The organism is Aquiflexum sp., from assembly GCF_977115555.1.
Genome location: NZ_CDSBKL010000484.1, coordinates 1 through 2,713, shown reverse-complemented (window position 1 = coordinate 2,713; position 2,713 = coordinate 1). Strand labels below are relative to the sequence as shown.

At 36.1% G+C, this 2,713-nt stretch carries 3 protein-coding genes; all 3 read right to left on the bottom strand.

Going from position 1 to position 2,713, the window contains the following annotated elements; genetic code table 11:
• A partial coding sequence (locus ACZFYI_RS18595; protein ID WP_462525621.1) for a carboxypeptidase-like regulatory domain-containing protein occupies positions 1 to 806 on the bottom strand: 806 nt, incomplete at its 3' end.
• 171 nt (positions 807 to 977) lie between these two features.
• Positions 978 to 2,012: a FecR family protein gene (locus ACZFYI_RS18590; protein WP_462525620.1), complete on the bottom strand. Its 1,035-nt coding sequence runs from the start codon at positions 2,010 to 2,012 to the stop codon at positions 978 to 980.
• 118 nt (positions 2,013 to 2,130) lie between these two features.
• Positions 2,131 to 2,713 (bottom strand): sigma-70 family RNA polymerase sigma factor (locus tag ACZFYI_RS18585; RefSeq protein WP_462525619.1); only part of this gene is annotated, 583 nt, incomplete at its 5' end.

The window sequence follows — 2,713 nt, the reverse complement described above, 5'->3', positions numbered from 1 at the left end:
CTGATTTTGGTTGTTCCTCCAGGACCTGTTCCCATCGGGGAAATGGCCACACCGGCTATTTTTCCCTGCAATGCATTCATGAAATTCGGGGTTCTGTTGATGGTCACTTCATCAGAACCAACGTTTGTAGCAGCATAGCCTATACTTCTTGAAGTTTTTTGGATACCCAAGGCTGCAATAACAACTTCTTCAAGCGCTCTTGCTTCTTGTGCCATCACAATGTCAATGACAGAACGGTTACCTATCTCAACTCTTTGTGTTGCAAATCCTATATATGAAAACACCAAAGTAGCTCCCTCAGGGACAGAAATTCTGTATTTTCCATCAATGTCTGAAACGGTTCCAGCTGAGGTGCCTTCAATGGAAATTGCAACCCCAGGAAGGGTTTCACCGGATTCACTGGTAACAGTTCCTGTGATTTCTACATCAACCTTATCAATCTGGATATCAATTTTTTTCGTCGAAATATCAGGAGAATGTGACTTTACGCTGATGACATTATTGACTTGCTTAAAATAGAGCTGCTTTTTATTGGCTATTTCTGTAAGGACTTCAGCGACGGTTCCGTTTGAGGTTGATAGCTCAATATTGGAATTGTCTTTTAAATTTTTCTCAGAATAAAAAAAACTGTAATCTGTTTTGTTTTCTATGGCATTTAGGATGTTCTCCAAACTGCCTTGCCTGATGTCAAGCTTGATGTATACTTCATCAATACTTTTAATCTGGACCATATTGCTATTAGCAAAAACTTCATTAAGAGCTATGGCTAGCAGAAACACACTAAAAATAGTGCGTTTTATAACCATAATCGGTTTTTTTTGTAGCGGTTGTAACATATTTTGGGTTGTGTTAGTGTCTATTATTATATTATTGTACTATTTCCTCTACAATCCTTTATGGATTTGACCAGGAACAAACACTTCTGTATTTGGAAGCAGTTCGGATCGTTGTGGCTTTTTTTTGTTTCATAGGCTAGGTTATTTGAATTCAAGAATTACCTCTTTTCCATTTATTTTATAGTCAAATTCTATGGAATAGCTTAATACTTCTAAGACGTTGGACAAATATTCATGAGGTTTGAAAGTACCTGAACATTTATAATCCGGGATTTTTTCATCTCCAATAACCCGGAAATCTACGCCATACCACCTTTCCAGATCTTCGATGATCTGGTTGAAAGGAACTTTTTCGAATTGTAGGACACCTTCTTTCCAGCTTAATACCTGTGAAAGGTCCACTTCCTGTTTTTTCAAAATATTTTTTTCTTCAGAGTAATAAACAGCTTCACCGGGCTGTATTTCCAATAGGTTCTGGTCAAAACTATTTTCTACCCTTACTTTTCCTGTTGCTAGACTTACTTGAATGTCTGGATTACCCTCGTATGCTTTGATATTGAAACTTGTACCAAGGGCAGTGGTGGAAATATTACCGGTAATTACCTGGAAAGGATGGTCTTCATCTCGAACGACATCAAAAAATCCTTCCCCTTCCAAAGTGATTATTCTGTTTTGGACAAAGTCATCGGAATAGGTCAATTTGCTTTCCGCATTCAAAACCACCGTAGATCCGTCGGGAAGCGTGATAATTTTTTTATTTCCCTTTGGGGTAAACTTTTCAATGGTTTTGACTTCTTTGGATACTATTGGTTCTTCTACTTGCTGGAAAGTGGTATTCAGATTAAAAATATAACTTACTGAAATAAGAAGTATAAAGGACGCCGCAACGCTGACCCAAAGTTTGATCGACCTTGATTTTTTCTTAGCGTTAAAGTTTTCTGAACGCTTTAAGGTATCTAATGAAACAATTTTCTGAGAATATGAAGGGATTTGAGGCGTATTCGCCTCCGACAAAATATCAACAGTGCCTGATTCATCTGACCAAATATCCTCAATGATGGCATTATAGGTTGATTCTCCTTCGGAGGAGTTCAGCCAATTCAAAAAATCTTTCGCCTCTTTTTTTGAAAGCTTTCCTTCAAAATACCTGTCAATATCTTTTTTGCTATAATTCATTAATTATCTCTTTCCAACATATAGCATTTAGGAAAAGGATTTACTTAGTCTCGGATGAAAAATATTTTACTTTTTTTAAAAACAAGAAATAATAGCAGTGAAATTCTTCAGGTAATAATTAAAAAAAGTAATAAATAAGCCCGATTGCCAAAGATTTAATGGCGATAAGGTATTTTTTTTGAAGCTTATTTTTTATGGATTTTGTAGCTACATATATATGGCTTTCAACAGTTCTTTTTGAGATCCCCAATTTCTCAGCGATTTCTCCCGATTGTAGATGGTCATAATTTTTCATTTTGAAAATCTCCTTTTGGGTTTTGGGCAATTTTTCGATTTCAGAAATTGAGATCTGTTCAAACTCTGAATATTCAATCTCTATTTCAGTTTCATTGCTTTCAATTTCCTTGGTAGATAGGGTATACACTTCGTAGGCAATTCTTTTAGCTTCTTTTTTAGATTTTTTGATGATAAGTGATTTGAGGATAGCTAGAAGGTAAGCGTTAAAAGAAAGCTCAGAATTGAGGTTTTGCCTGTTTTTCCAAATAATCAAGAAGACCTCCTGCACTATTTCTTCAGCATCTTCGGAAGACAGGTTCATCTTTTTGGAAGTGAAAAAAATCTTAGGCCTGAAAAAATCATACAACAAAGCGAAAGCTTTTTCATCGCCTTCTCTGAGTTGGGAGACTGCAGAGGGAATGTCA